Source organism: Dyadobacter sp. BHUBP1, from assembly GCF_050587785.1.
Taxonomy (GTDB): Bacteria; Bacteroidota; Bacteroidia; order Cytophagales; family Spirosomataceae; genus Dyadobacter.
Window position 1 is genome coordinate 190,736 of sequence record NZ_JBOBIH010000008.1, and the last position, 13,347, is coordinate 204,082.

10 protein-coding genes are annotated in these 13,347 nt (G+C 50.6%); 3 read left to right on the top strand and 7 right to left on the bottom strand.

Features of this window, described 5'->3' with window-relative positions; translation table 11 throughout:
• Positions 1-35 precede the first annotated feature (35 nt).
• From ACQ4MZ_RS26010 to ACQ4MZ_RS26020, 3 genes are read right to left on the bottom strand one after another with little or no spacing between them, the layout of a single operon-like run.
• A complete protein-coding gene (locus tag ACQ4MZ_RS26010) occupies positions 36-911 on the bottom strand; it encodes a transglutaminase family protein (protein WP_430850069.1) in 876 nt (291 codons plus the stop codon).
• Entirely contained in the window at positions 901-3,453 is a 2,553-nt protein-coding gene (locus ACQ4MZ_RS26015; RefSeq protein WP_430850071.1) for a circularly permuted type 2 ATP-grasp protein, read from the bottom strand. Before ACQ4MZ_RS26015 ends, ACQ4MZ_RS26010 begins: the two co-directional genes overlap by 11 nt.
• A gap of 27 nt (positions 3,454-3,480) precedes the next feature.
• Entirely contained in the window at positions 3,481-6,903 is a 3,423-nt protein-coding gene (locus ACQ4MZ_RS26020; RefSeq protein ID WP_430850073.1) for a DUF2126 domain-containing protein, read from the bottom strand.
• A 315-nt stretch (positions 6,904-7,218) separates the two neighbouring features.
• Here ACQ4MZ_RS26020 and proC point away from each other — a divergent pair, with 315 nt between their 5' ends.
• Together proC and ACQ4MZ_RS26030 are read left to right on the top strand one after the other, a co-directional pair.
• Positions 7,219-8,022 (top strand): pyrroline-5-carboxylate reductase, encoded by an 804-nt coding sequence (gene proC / locus ACQ4MZ_RS26025; protein ID WP_430850075.1) that lies wholly within the window; start codon positions 7,219-7,221, stop codon positions 8,020-8,022.
• Between the two features lie 86 nt (positions 8,023-8,108).
• Complete coding sequence (locus ACQ4MZ_RS26030) at positions 8,109-9,020, top strand: DUF1338 domain-containing protein (RefSeq protein WP_430850077.1); 912 nt, start codon at positions 8,109-8,111, stop codon at positions 9,018-9,020.
• On the opposite strand, the gene ACQ4MZ_RS26035 is transcribed toward ACQ4MZ_RS26030, so the two are convergent.
• Genes ACQ4MZ_RS26035 through ACQ4MZ_RS26045 form a run of 3 tightly spaced genes read right to left on the bottom strand, consistent with a single transcriptional unit; the run spans position 9,017 to position 11,551 of the window.
• Positions 9,017-9,313 carry a DUF2442 domain-containing protein gene (locus tag ACQ4MZ_RS26035; RefSeq protein ID WP_223400718.1) on the bottom strand — a complete coding sequence of 99 codons (297 nt, stop codon included), beginning with the start codon at positions 9,311-9,313 and terminating at the stop codon, positions 9,017-9,019. The genes ACQ4MZ_RS26030 and ACQ4MZ_RS26035 overlap by 4 nt on opposite strands.
• The gene (locus ACQ4MZ_RS26040; RefSeq protein WP_291200876.1) at positions 9,313-9,576 is read right to left on the bottom strand and encodes a DUF4160 domain-containing protein; all 264 of its coding nucleotides are present in this window, start codon (positions 9,574-9,576) and stop codon (positions 9,313-9,315) included. Before ACQ4MZ_RS26040 ends, ACQ4MZ_RS26035 begins: the two co-directional genes overlap by 1 nt.
• Positions 9,577-9,613: 37 nt before the next feature.
• Positions 9,614-11,551 carry a GDSL-type esterase/lipase family protein gene (locus tag ACQ4MZ_RS26045; protein WP_430850080.1) on the bottom strand — a complete coding sequence of 646 codons (1,938 nt, stop codon included), beginning with the start codon at positions 11,549-11,551 and terminating at the stop codon, positions 9,614-9,616.
• A 101-nt stretch (positions 11,552-11,652) separates the two neighbouring features.
• On the opposite strand from ACQ4MZ_RS26045, the gene ACQ4MZ_RS26050 reads away from it, so the two are divergent.
• A complete protein-coding gene (locus tag ACQ4MZ_RS26050; RefSeq protein ID WP_291200882.1) occupies positions 11,653-11,937 on the top strand; it encodes a hypothetical protein in 285 nt (94 codons plus the stop codon).
• A gap of 147 nt (positions 11,938-12,084) precedes the next feature.
• On the opposite strand, the gene mraY is transcribed toward ACQ4MZ_RS26050, so the two are convergent.
• A complete protein-coding gene (gene mraY / locus ACQ4MZ_RS26055; protein ID WP_223400721.1) occupies positions 12,085-13,299 on the bottom strand; it encodes a phospho-N-acetylmuramoyl-pentapeptide-transferase in 1,215 nt (404 codons plus the stop codon).
• Positions 13,300-13,347 lie beyond the last annotated feature (48 nt).

Consider the following 13,347-nt stretch of genomic DNA (forward strand, 5'->3'; position numbering starts at 1 on the left):
GTTAAAAAATGGGGTAAATGCGGCCCGTTTTGGTATTAAATCGGGATCACGTCCACTTCTACTGAAAGTGTGTGTTTCCCGTAGCTGAAAATAATGCCTTTCAGCGGCGGCACATCGCTATAATCACGGCCCCAGGCAGTGATAATATGCCTTTCTCCCGGTACCACATTATTAGTCGGATCGAAATCGCACCATCCGTAATCGGGGATAAACACTGAGATCCAGGCATGCGAAGCGTCGGAACCCTGCAACTTGGGTTTTCCGGGCGGCGGTAATGTTTCGAGATAGCCGCTCACATATCGCGCCGCAAAACCGAAACTGCGGATACAGGCAATGGCCAAATGTGAAAAATCCTGACAAACGCCCTTTTTAGCAGCTAACACCTCTTTAATAGGTGTATTCACCGTCGTAAAATCGGGCACGAACTTGAATTCGGTGTAGATCTTTTTGCAGAGTTTCGCTATGCATTCGTACAAAGGCGCATTGTCATTGAAGCAATCGCTGGCGAATTCCCTGACCTCGGCGTCCCATTTCACCAGGGGGCTGGGCAATGTGTATTCCAAAACCGAAATTTTCGTCGCACGGTCGCTTGTGAGCCGCTGCCTGGCCTCTCCGCTGGTAACCGACGACGGAATGAACAGCGAGCCTGTACGCTCTTTCAAACGTTCCACAATGGCTGTCGTGAGCACCGTCAGCGTTTTATGGGGTGAGTGCAAGGAAAAATAATGCGTGGTATTACCGTAAAAATCGACGCGCTCACTGATTTGCGCCGGTTCCGGGGTGATTTTAATGCTGAAATCCTGGCAAAGCTGGTCGGGTAGCGTGCGTGGCGTGAGGCACACCAGGCTGTGGTAGTTGTTCACAGCCTCGGCGTATTTGTATTCGGTTTTATGGATCAGCTTATACTTCATCCGTATCGTAGTCCATCGGTTCAAAAGAGTGGTGTATCAAGGTGTGACTGAAATACTGGTTGGTAAGATAAATGGATACCGAACTCACCAGCCTTGCAACCTCTCCAAGCAGGGTAAAGAGCTCGTCCCGCTCGTCATCAGCATTACATTTCGTCAGATCCGGAATATTCGAAAGTTTGATCAGCGTCGAAGCTTTCAATGCGAGCTTTTCGGCCTCGTTCAGCCTTTCCCCATGTGCGGTAGCAGGCAGTTCCGCCAGGTTTTTGCCCAGCTCATCAAGCATATAGGTCAGCGAATAAGGCAAGCGCGGTTCCAGCAAAATCATATCCAGCATGGCCTCCACGCTCAAATGCGACTTATAAATTTGCCGGTAATTCACCAGCATATGGTGGTTGATCAACGTCGCCTCGATCAGCTCATTCTCCACCGCAGCCGAGCGCCCCACACCAAAATTCGACTGGATCACGCTGATTCTCGATAGTATCCTTTCGATTAGCTTCCCCGTTTCCAGCAGCAGATAGCTGTTGTCCCGCGGCATGCTTTCGGCGATTACCCCCAGGAACGTGAACATATTATTGAATAGGCCGTCGAGTGTGCGCTGGATGTTGGTACTATTCATGTATGACGCATTCCGGATCTCGTGGTAACCGTTGTCGATCAAATCCACAATGCGCCAGATTTCCAGCTCCCACTGGTTCCTCACCGCACCGACGGCATTCAGAAACGAGCCAATATTCGAAGCGACAGTCCCTGCGCGGCAGTTGTCGGAAATCAATGCGATGATTTCCCTGTAAGGGTCATTCAGTTTTTCATCTCCATCCAAAAACCCGGGATAGGTCGCCGAGACGTGCGTCAGCGATTGCAAAAGCACTTTAATGTGCTCCTGCTTTGCCGATCCGCCAAAGTTGCGATCGAGGTTGAGCACATTGATGGTAATGTTCATAAACTTGATCACCGCCATTGTCCGCTCGCAGTACCGCCCTACCCAAAAAAGGTTTTCGGCGCTTCGGCTCGGAAGTGAAACGTGCTTGTTCACCGCGGCAGGAGTATTCAGGACAATCCGCTCCTGCGGCTCGTCGGATTTGTCGGAAACGATCCAGGTGTCTTTTGAAAAGCCTCCCTGCTGGTTGGAAATCACAAACCGGTCCTTCACCGCCGAGCTCCGCGTGAGTCCACCCTGCATCACGTGGTAACCGTTTTCATCCGCCACCAGAAATGCCCGCAATGCGGCATAACGCGGCTCTATCGCGCCGTTGATCAAAGAAGGCGTCGTGGAAAGGCTCACCTCCTGCTGAGCGATAAAATCGTGCGGCCTCTGGGCGATCATCGCTTTCAGCTTGGCTTTTCCTTCACCGGTCAATGTCCGGCCATAAATCGAAGCAAATTTGGATTTCCGATTGGCCTTTTTGATGATCAGCTCACCGATATTGTCGAGCACGTAGGTAAGTTCTTTCTGATGCCCGCACCACCAGGTGGCGACGTTGGGCATAATCAGCTTTTCTCCCAGAAAATACTGGCATATATTCTCCATGAATGCGAGAAAAGCATGGTTTTCCAGCACACCCGAGCCCGGCGGGTTCATGACCTGCACATTACCGAGGCGGATCGCCTGCAAAAGCCCTGGTACACCAAGACGGGAGTCCTCCCGCAGTTCCAGCGGATCGCACCAGTCGTCGTCCACCCGTCGGACGATCACATCCACTTTTTGCAGACCATCAATGGATTTCAGCCACACGCTCCCGTTGCGCACCAGCAGGTCGTCGCCCTGCGCGAGCGTGTAACCCAGGTACGAGGCCAGGTAAGCGTGCTCAAAATAGGCTTCATTGCCGGGCCCCGGGGTAAGATAAACGATATTGGGGGCCTCGCGGGTTTTGTCCGACAGCCTGAGTACCGTGTTTTGAATGCTGTTAAAAAAAGGCGAGAGCTTGCTCACATACATACCGTCGGCCAGTTCGGGCAACAGCTTGCTCATCACAATGCGGTTTTCAAGCGTGTAGCCCGAGCCGGAAGGCGCCTGCGTGCGGCTATCGAGCACCCACATTTGTCCGTCCGGTCCCCGCGCCATGTCGGCCGCGAACAATGTCAGCTGCCGCGGGCCAGGTACTCTGATATCAATGCAAGGCCGTAAAAATCCTGTGTTTTCAAAAACGAGTTCCGCTGGGATAACTGCGTCCTTCACCAGGTTTCTGGGCCCGTATATATCCTTCAAAATGAGGTCGAGCAATATGGCCCGCTGCTGTAAACCTTTCGAAATCTTATCCCATTCACGATGTTCTATCAGGAAAGGGATCGGGTCGAGCTGCCAGGGGCGGTTCATGCCGTCGGGACTGCCGTAGACATTGTACGTCACACCATTTTCCCGCAGTTTACTGATAATCTCCTGATTACGGTTTTGAAGCTCCCCGATGCCCAGCTTTTCCAGTGTGGCGAAAAGCGCCTGCCAGTGCGGCTTCAATTTTCCGTTGGGATCCAGCACCTCGTCGTAAGAAGTCAGGCCGGCTTGATAGGATTGTAACAGATTCACGGAAGCCTCGGTAAGCATATTCAATGTCAGGGTTATACTGCAAATCTATCGCGATTTCCAGAATTTGCGTAAATCCAGCGTATTGGGATACTCCGGATTGATCAGTTCGATCGGGGTGTCGCTGCGCATTTCCTTTTTCGTTTCGGCTACAAACCGGGAAACGCCCGAAGCCGTCTTCTCCACCACCGGCACCTCGCGGGTAGCCGATGGCGTATGTCCGAATCCCTGGAAAAGGCTGATTTTGCGCGACTCGGCCTCGAATGCATTGACCGGATAAGTATCAAAACTGCGCCCGCCGGGGTGCGAAACGAAATAGGTACAGCCACCCAATATACGGTTATTCCAGGTATCCACAATATCGAAAACCAGAGGCGCATCGGCCCCGATAGTAGGGTGCAATGCCGACGGCGGGTTCCAGGCTTTGTAGCGGATGCCCGCCACATATTCGCCTTTAATCCCCGCGCTCCGCAGCGGCACGCGGCAGCCGTTGCAGACCAGGATATGCCTTCCCTCCACAAAACCGCTCACTTTTACCTGTAACCTTTCGAGCGACGAATCCACAAACCGCGCTGTGCCCGCATTCGACAGTTCTTCCCCCAAAACATGCCACGGCTCGATGCCCAGGCGCAATTCCAGCTGAATATTGTCGACCGTAATACCGCCGTAATGCGGGAAGCGGAATTCGAAGAACGGGTCGAACCACGAAATATCGAAGTTGTAGCCTGCCGCTTTCAGGTCGTTCACGACATCCACCATATCGAGGTAGGCAAAGTGCGGCAGCAGGAAGCGGTCGTGGAGCTCGGTGCCCCACCGGATGAGTTTATGTTTGTAAGGTTCTTTCCAAAACTTCGCGATGAGCGCGCGTATGAGCAGCGTCTGCACGAGGTTCATATGCTTGTGCGGCGGCATATCAAATGCCCGGAATTCGAGAATACCCAACCGCCCGCTCGACGAATCGGGCGAATACAGTTTATCCATGCAAAACTCGGATCGGTGGGTATTGCCTGTGATGTCCACCAATAAATTCCTGAAAATGCGATCGACCATCCAGAAAGGCACTTCGCCGTGTTCGGGGATCTGGTCAAATGCAATTTCAACCTCGTAAAGGCGCTCGTCGCGGCCTTCGTCGATGCGCGGCGCCTGGCTGGTAGGGCCTATGAACGGACCGGCAAAAAGGTAACTCAATGCCGGATGGTGCTGCCAGTAGGTCAAAAGACTGCGTAGCAAGTCGGGGCGGCGCAATATCGGGCTATCGGCCGGTTTGGCACCTCCAATGGTGACGTGGTTACCGCCACCCGTACCGGTGTGCCGGCCATCGACCATGAATTTGTCAGTTCCCAGTCGGGAGAAGAATGCTTCTTCATATAAAGCGCTGATATTATCTACCAGTTCCTGCCAGTTTTTCGCAGGGTGGATATTCACTTCGATTACTCCCGGGTCGGGCGTAACGATCAGCTTCTGCACCCGGTAATCCGATGGTGCCGGATATCCTTCGATCCGCACCGGCATTTTCAGCTTCGCGGCAGTGGCTTCGATGGACGCCATCAGATCGAGGTAATGTTCCAGGTAATCGGTCGGTGGCAGGAATACGTAGATAATGCCGTCGCGCTCCTCGACGCAAAGTGCGGTTTTAATCACCGGGACGTCGAAAAGCAGGTTATTTCGGGCTTCTTCCTTCTTTTTCTTTGAATCCTCTTCCTCGTCAACCGGCTGTACATTTAAAGGCAGTTCATAGGCCGGCGCCACGGAACCATAGCGGGCCTGCACAATAGGCTGATAATCGGCCAACGCAGGCAAATCCTCGAACGGGCTGCGCTCTATCGGTTGCTCACGCCGCTCTTTGGCGATTTCAGGCAAGGAATTCAACGGCAAACGGTAGCCCATCGCCGAATTACCGGGAATCAGGAAGCAGTTACCCCGGCGAAACTGCCAGGCAGTACTCGCCCAATGCTTCCCGCTTTCCTCCCATTTGACCGGAATCACGAATCCGGCAGGGTTATTCAAGCCTTTTTCGAGCAATTTCGCCAGTGTCCTGCGTTCGACGGAATCTTTGAGATTAACTTTCAATGGGTCGACATTCACCGGTAGCTTACCTTCTTCCATGGCCCAGTAAACAGGGTCTTCATAGGCCGGTGTAATGTTATTGGTATCGATCCCCAAGTACTTGGTCAGTTCATTTGTAAAAATCTCTGCATCGCGGAATGTATATTTCGTCTCCCCCTCTTTGGCTACCAAGTCATCGTTTTTCCACATGGGAACACCGTCATTCCGCCAGTACAAGGCATATTGCCAGCGCGGGAACAACTCGCCCGGGTACCATTTTCCCTGACCGAAATGCAGCAGTCCGCCATGTGCAAAGCGGTTTTTAAGCCGCAACGAAAGATCATAGGCCAACTGCCGCTTCAATGGCCCGTCGGCAGCGGTGTTCCATTCGGCCGATTCGTAATCATCTATGGAAATGAAGGTAGGCTCGCCACCCATCGTGAGGCGGACATCGTTTTCCTGCAAATCCTTTTCCACATCATAACCTACCTGCATCACCTGCGCCCATTGTTCTTCGGAATAGGGCTTGGTGACGCGCGGGTCTTCGTGAATGCGGAAAACCTTGTTATCAAATTCAAAAGTCACTTCTGCAACGTCGGTAGCACCTGAAACCGGAGCTGCGCTGGCATAATCCGGCGTGCAGCAGAGCGGAATATGCCCCTCGCTGGCAAAAAGTCCGGAAGTCGGGTCCAGACCGATCCATCCCGCACCAGGCACGTACGCCTCCGTCCACGCGTGAAGGTCGGTGAAATCGGCTTCAGGCCCGGATGGCCCGTCGAGCGACTTGATATCGGAAGTAAGCTGCACCAGGTAGCCCGACACAAACCGCGCCGCGATGCCCAGATGCCGCAGGATCTGCACGAGCAGCCACGCCGAATCACGGCACGATCCGCTTTGGATCGTAAGCGTCTGTTCGCAGGTCTGCACGCCCGCTTCCATGCGAATGTTGTAATTAATGGCCTTGTACAGTTCTTGATTGAGGTACACCAGGAAATCGACTGTTTTGATATCCTGTTGAATATTCAGTTTTTGAATAAAATCCATCAAAAGCGGTCCTGCTTCCCGCGGTTCGAGGTAAGGCCCCAGCTCCTTTTCCAGGGTCGCCTCATATTTGAAAGGATATTTATCCGCATAATCCTCCACAAAAAAGTCGAACGGGTTGATCACCTGCATTTTCGCGATCACCTCCACGTCGATGCTCAATTCTGTTGCCTTTTCGGGAAAAACAACCCGCGCCTGGTAATTTCCGAACGGGTCTTGTTGCCAGTTGATGAAGTGATTTTCGGGCGTAATTTTCAGTGAATAGCCCTCGATCGGTGTGCGCGAATGCGGCGCAGGACGCAACCTGAAAATATGCGGTGAAAGTGAAACACTCCGGTCGAACTTATATCTTGTTTTGTGCGAAATAGCAACTTTTATAGCCATAATAGGAGTATTACAATAAAATTAGATAATTTGGCAAGCAGGGACATATCAAATTCTAAACAAATGCTTTGCGCTTATTTTTCAAAATATATAGCAGGAGTAAATCACCAAAGCAGAATATTATTTTTTTAAATATTTCTTCATCCTGCTCAGTCCCCTTCTATTATCCGCAAAGCTAAGGAGTGTGACAAAGAACATGCCGCTTCCCGGTCGGATTCATCATTAATTAATCTGCAAGCTCGCGCAGGACAGATAATTCCTTAAAAGTTACGACATTCGCCAAAATCCTTACAATACCATTAGTTTAGTCCAAAAATGAAAATTGCTATCATCGGCTGCGGCAACATGGGTATGGCCTTCGCCCGCGCCTTCCTGAAATTTGACCTCGTCAAAAACCAGGACTTTTTACTGGTTGAGAAAAGCACCGACCGTATGGACAGCCTCACGAGCTTCCAGCCGGGCGTGATCACGGGCGTGATCGGACCGCAGATCGGCGAATACGACCTGATCATCCTTTCAGTGAAGCCGCAGGATTTCCTTTCGGTAGCCGGCGCCCTCAAAGAAGTCATCAAGCCCAGCCAGGTAGTATTGTCGATTATGGCTGGTGTCACGATAGAAGGCATTCAGAATGCGCTGGACCACAAAGCGGTGATCCGCGCGATGCCTAACACGCCTGCAATGCTGGGAATGGGCATTACTGCTTATTCTGCATCACCGGAAGTGGATATTCATCAATTACGCAAAATAGAAAACCTCATCAATGCGACCGGCCGGTCGGTATTCCTTGAAGACGAGGAACAACTGAATGCGGTGACGGCATTGAGCGGCAGCGGTCCGGCTTACTTTTTTTATGTCGTAAAAGCGATGATCGAAGCCGGCAAGCAAATGGGCTTCGAGGAAAACGTGGCTGCATTGTTGGTGAAACAAACCATGTTAGGCTCCTATCACCTGATCAACACCGCCGATAAATCGCTCGACGACCTGATCAAGGCGGTAGCGTCCAAAGGCGGTACCACCGAGGCTGCATTGCGCCAGTTTGAAGCCGGTGAACTCGATAAAACGCTTGAAAAAGGCATTTTTGCCGCGCAGGTGCGATCGGCAGAGTTGTCGAAAGGATAGATTATCAGCTTGATCGCGAGGCTGTCCGACGGTTTCTCCGGTCAGGCTGACACTCAAACTACACTAATCATCAGACTTCAAAAAATATGGAAACATCAGCCAGCAAACTCGCCACTCTTGATATTGTTCTGAACGGATTAATGCGCCGCTACAAAGAGCGCGTGCCCGACGTGGGCATTATCCTCGACGCGATGGTAGCGGATGGCGTCGTTAAAAGGGCTGACGATATTGAAAACGACCATATCGCATTCCGTACAATGGGCGTACCTCAGCTGGGTGTACAATCCTTCGAGAAAATATTCCTGCATTACGGCTACGAAAAACGCGACCATTATTTTTTTGAAGGTAAAAAACTCGACGCCTGGTGGTACGCCCCGCCGCGGGAGACCGATCCGCGCATCTTCGTGAGCGAGCTCCGCGTAGGCGACCTTTCACCTGAGAGCCAACGTATCATCCGCTCCTACACCGACGAAGTTACCAGGGATCCCGTCGATTCCCTCGACCTTGACAATGGCGAAGCCGTGGACGAATTCCTGCACCAGCCGCTGTGGCGCACACCGACAGTTTCGGACTACCAGTCGCTGCTTAAAGAAAGCGAATATGCGGCATGGGTGATTTACAACCGCTATTACCTCAACCATTTTACGATCAGCGTTCATAACCTGCCGGAAGGCTACAACACCGTCGCGCAGTTTAATGATTTCCTGGAAAAGCACGGCATTAAGCTGAACACTTCGGGCGGTAAAATCAAAGTAAGCCCTGATGGTGGGTTACTGCAAAGCGCTACCGTTGCGGAAATGCTGGATGCGGAGTTTGCTAATGGCGAAAAGCTGCGCATTTCCGGCTCTTATGTGGAATTTGCGGAGCGGAAGGTACTGGCGGATTTTGCCGATCTCCCGGCCGGCCAAGTCAAAAGAAAACATCGCCGCGATGGTTTCGAAGCCGGGAATGCGGATAAGATTTTTGAGAGTACTTATACTACGCAGACGGGGCGCTAGGCCGGAGTTGAGTTTTGGAAAAGGACGTCCGGGCAGAAATCGAGCGGCGCAGGAATGATCTTACCATCATAATCGACCATTTCTGCTAATCCATCCCAGTAGATCGTACGCCCGTCGGTTTGAGCCTGCTTGAAAGTATTCCTATCGAGAATTTTCTTGAAAATGCTTCCTTCTTTTTCAGCATATTCTTGAAGAAAACTGCCGAAATCGACCGATCTGACGATTCCATCAGTCCAGAGTGCCTTGATTACAAACGGCTCGATTGACAATATTTCTTTAATTCTCGGATTCATTATTGCAGTGGCCTGATCTTTCGCAGCCTTCCATTATCCTTCTGGGACTCTTCGTAATTCAAAAACAATTCATCCCTATAAAGTTCCACCCACGCCTGAATCAACCTAACCTGTTTACGAGGCAAATCTCCGACAATTACATTGCCCGTCTCGATCGAAAATTGTGCTTCCTGGCCCCCATATTCTGCGTGGAAATGCGGCGGCAGATGATCTTTGAAATACATGTAAATAATGATTCCGAAAAAGCGCGAGATTTCAGGCATATCATATCCATTTTAGTGTGTGAAAACTGCATGCTATTTACTCATTTACAAGCAAATGCACAACCCGGAGCGCATTCCCCTCACTCTTCTCATTTTTCTCCGTTGAAATCGTCAAATGCAGCTTGTGCTTACCTGCTGATAATTCATCGGCCAGCATGAGATACCAGGGTAAATGCAGCTGGTTACTCCAAGGCGTGTAGGTATCGAGCGTTTGCGGTTTTTTGCCGTCGATGGTGTAGGTGATTTTGCCAGCGTCCGGACCTGAAATGATGGCGATTCCGACGCCGCGCCCTTTGAATTCGAAATCCAGCGAAGACCCGGCGGTTTCGCTGACCAGCATCGGTACATTCACAAATCCGGGCCTGGTAGAGAACTTCACCTTCGGTTTCCAGTCGGGATTGAGCGTGAATCCTTTGAGATTTTTAGCTTCTTCCAGCTTATGGTAGCTCCCTTTCTCGTAGCTAAAACGGTCCATCGCAGCGGGAAGCTTTATAGCACCAGTGGCAGGAGATTCCATTTTCAGCATTTCCTTGATGGTTTGGGCATAGATTTCTTGCCCGTAGGGAGACGGATGCAAATCTTTAAAATCATACTTCCAGGTGAATTCGCCGGCCTTAATACGGTCGTATACTTCTCTTGCCAGGTTAATGTAAACAGCGCCATAATATTTCGCGACGCGCTCGTGCACGCCTACCTCCACAGGCTGCCTGCCCGCATCGTAGTCGTCATTCTTTTTCGGCTCGGCGAAGGCCATCATCACCACATTCGCATTGGGATTAGCGGCATACATTTGCCTTAAAATACCATCCAATGCCCTGACTTGTGCCTTTTCACTGAAACCATTTCCCCGGTCATTCACGGCCGCCTCCACAAAAAGCAAATCGGGTATTCCTTTGGCGAGTACGTCGCGACTGAAACGCATCGAATGCGGTGTGCTGCCCAGCGATGGAATGCCTGCAGCGATGAATGTAAATTCAGTCTCCGGAAAATGCTCCTGCAAATATTGGGAAGTTTTGTCGCGCCAGCCGGGGTTGTGAGTAATAGAACCGCCGAGGAATGCAACCGTGCCCTTCTTCATGGTCCTGAACTTCTCAAATGCATTACCCAGGCCTTTGTTCAGCGTAATGTACGGCGTGTGAAGCAGCGGCTTTTGAACCGGTACGCTGTTTTCTTCCATAAAATTGGCAAATAATTCGGGATGCTCGATCGGGAAATGGTGGCCTTCGAGCGTCTGCTCGCCGCGCGTCATCGGATACACGCTCACAGGCCCGCCTAATGCGAGGTAATTTTTTACTAACAGATCTGTGTTCTCAGCTACGGGTACTAGCTCGTCCTTCAAGCCTACCACATGCACGATTGGCACTTTGTAGGAAGCTAAACCGGCCAGGTCGTTCAATGGAATGTCAGTGAAACTGCTGGTTTGCTCTTCCGTCAGGTTAAAAATTTGCCTCCACGCTTCCCAATCCTTGGGCGAGCCTTTGCTCTTTCCTTTGCCGCCCGGCCAGCTTTTCGGATCGGCGACGGGTGCTTCGGCGTAAATGCAACTTACTTTATCGGGATTACGTTTCGCCCAGCCGTACACATACAACCCGCCACGGCTCACACCTTCCAACGCCACCTTCGGGGCGAAATGCTTTTCTTTTACGAGGTAATCGTAAAAAGCGTCCCACACCTGCATCGCTTTCGGATGGGCGAACATGTCGTTGGTGTTGACGTACGCCACATGAAATCCTCGAGTGAGCAAAATACTGTCCATATCGGTGTGCCACGCGGGGAAATGTGCCCGCCACACCCACGGGTTGCCGTCAATCGCCTTTTTAGGTTTCACATACCACGCATTGCGGCCCTGAAACGTGAATTCTACCTTTTCAAAACCTTTCCAGTGGGTCGTTTTTTCGGGGGCTTGAGCTGAAATATTGAGGGCTGAGAGCGTGAATACCGCCATCAGAAGCAATGCAAATCTTTTCTTTTTCATAGTTTTCAAAAGCACATTTTTCCGCCGTTTTACCGCCGGGCACATTTGCTTTGGTATGATATTTTAAAACATTTACCCGAAAACAATCTTGAAAAAGACTTATGGATAAGATCGAAAAGTTTAAGACCATGGAGAAAATCCTGCGTGAGATCGAGGATTTGAAAAACAGCGAGACTGCCGTGATCAAGAAGATTGGTCAGATTGAAACAGAAAACATGAATGTCAACGTCCAGAACCTCGACAAGTCATTGAACGAGATTTACGACGGTGTCTATAAAAATCTCCAGAATGTGGAAAACCTTCAAAACTCTTTCACCGAAACCGTCGCAGATTTCAAAGAAAAGAACAAGATCACCGATGAGATGTTACTTGAACTAAGAGAATAAATTACCCCGATATCATCAGACTAAAAACCGCAAAAAGCTCCGATTCGCATGAATTGGAGCTTTTTGGTTGATGGGAAGATGGAGGAAAGGGAGGAAGGAGGAAAGGGACAAGACAAGGGTCGACTAAAAGAATCCCTTTTCTCCCCTCTATCGTAACTTTAACGTAGCCAATGTCAAAATTGCCAAAATGATACCGACGATCCAGAAGCGTGTTACAATTTTCGCTTCGTGAATGCCTTTTTTCTGGTAGTGATGGTGCAGCGGTGACATCAGGAATATCCTTCGTCCTTCCCCGTATTTCTTTTTGGTGTATTTAAAATAACTGACCTGCAATATCACCGACGCATTCTCGACAATGAAGATCCCGCACATGACCGGGATCAACCATTCCTTGCGGATCGCCAGCGCTACCACGGCGATCACCCCTCCGAGCATCAAACTGCCCGTATCACCCATAAATACCTGCGCAGGGTACGCATTGTACCATAAAAACCCGACACAGGCCCCTATAAACGCCGCACAGAATATTACCAGCTCTCCCGAATTGGGGATGTACATGATGTTCAGGTATTGCGAGAATTTTGTGTTACCCGACAAATAGGCCAGCACGCCGAGCGTCAATGCGATAATACCCGACACACCCGCTGCGAGGCCATCGATACCGTCGGTAATATTGGCGCCATTGGAAATCGCGGTGATGATGAAAATCGCAATAATGGTGTAGATAACCCAGGTATATTCTTCGGGCAGCCAGCCGAAAAGCAGCGCCTTGTAGTCGAATTCGTTGTTCTTGATGAACGGAATGGTCGTTACCGTCGGATGGATAATGTCGCGGTAACGCTGCACTTCGCCCAGGCTGGAACTCAGCACAGGCTGGTCATAGACCCGTATTTTGACATTATCGTTAAAAGAAAGCGTAATACCGACGATCAGTCCCAAGCCTACCTGGCCGACGATCTTGAAACGCCCCGCCAGTCCATCCTTGTTATTCCTGAATTTTTTCAGATAATCATCCAAAAACCCGATTCCTCCTGTCCAGACAGCCGTAATGAGCAGCAGAACGATGTAGACATTACTCAATTTCGCAAACAGCAAAACGGGGATCAGCAGCGACGCAAGGATAATAAAACCACCCATGGTAGGCGTTCCCGCTTTTTCCATCTGGCCTGCCAGCCCAAGGTCACGGATCGACTCGCCCATTTGTTTTCTCCGCAGCAGATTTATGATCGACTTTCCGTAGGCAGCAGCAATAAACAGCGACAAAACCGTCGCCCCTAATGCCCTGAACGAGATATACTGGAATACCCCGGCCCCGGGAATGTTGAATTGTTTGTCTAAATAATCGAAGAGATAATAGAGCATGAAAAAGCGTGTTGGGATGACGGCTGCAAAATTGGTTTTTTTAATAGA

Bases quoted from the DNA above. Each gene is read 5' to 3' on its own strand.
- ACQ4MZ_RS26010 (WP_430850069.1), bottom strand. From the start codon at position 911: ATGAAGTATAAGCTGATCCATAAAACCGAATACAAATACGCCGAGGCT.
- ACQ4MZ_RS26015 (WP_430850071.1), bottom strand. From the start codon at position 3,453: ATGCTTACCGAGGCTTCCGTGAATCTGTTACAATCCTATCAAGCCGGC.
- ACQ4MZ_RS26020 (WP_430850073.1), bottom strand. From the start codon at position 6,903: ATGGCTATAAAAGTTGCTATTTCGCACAAAACAAGATATAAGTTCGAC.
- proC (WP_430850075.1), top strand. From the start codon at position 7,219: ATGAAAATTGCTATCATCGGCTGCGGCAACATGGGTATGGCCTTCGCC.
- ACQ4MZ_RS26030 (WP_430850077.1), top strand. From the start codon at position 8,109: ATGGAAACATCAGCCAGCAAACTCGCCACTCTTGATATTGTTCTGAAC.
- ACQ4MZ_RS26035 (WP_223400718.1), bottom strand. From the start codon at position 9,313: ATGAATCCGAGAATTAAAGAAATATTGTCAATCGAGCCGTTTGTAATC.
- ACQ4MZ_RS26040 (WP_291200876.1), bottom strand. From the start codon at position 9,576: ATGCCTGAAATCTCGCGCTTTTTCGGAATCATTATTTACATGTATTTC.
- ACQ4MZ_RS26045 (WP_430850080.1), bottom strand. From the start codon at position 11,551: ATGAAAAAGAAAAGATTTGCATTGCTTCTGATGGCGGTATTCACGCTC.
- ACQ4MZ_RS26050 (WP_291200882.1), top strand. From the start codon at position 11,653: ATGGATAAGATCGAAAAGTTTAAGACCATGGAGAAAATCCTGCGTGAG.
- mraY (WP_223400721.1), bottom strand. From the start codon at position 13,299: ATGCTCTATTATCTCTTCGATTATTTAGACAAACAATTCAACATTCCC.